Here is a 238-nt window from a genome sequence, read left to right on the forward strand (position 1 = left end):
AAGCAGACGACGGGAGGTCGTTCGGCCTGGGCGCGATTGCGTCTCGGCGCAATCGCCGTCCTCGCCTGTGCGGGCCTCGCGTTTCCGTCGGTCATCGAGACGTCCGACGCGACGTGGGCCGACACCGAATCCGCGTCGGGTTCGCTGTCCGCGGCGACCATTCCGCCCCCGGTATTGGCCTCGGCATGCAAGTACAACCCCGGCGTCCTCGGCCTCGGTGCCCGGGTGGAGATCTACT

At 68.9% G+C, this 238-nt stretch carries 1 protein-coding gene; it reads left to right on the forward strand.

Translation table 11 applies throughout. From position 1 onward, the window contains the following. The coding region (locus tag SB717_RS39360; RefSeq protein ID WP_410908743.1) for a hypothetical protein at positions 1–238 on the forward strand (238 nt) is incomplete at both ends.

This window comes from Priestia sp. SIMBA_032 (assembly GCF_046535215.1).
In the GTDB taxonomy this organism is placed as follows: domain Bacteria; phylum Bacillota; class Bacilli; order Bacillales; family Bacillaceae_H; genus Priestia; species Priestia aryabhattai.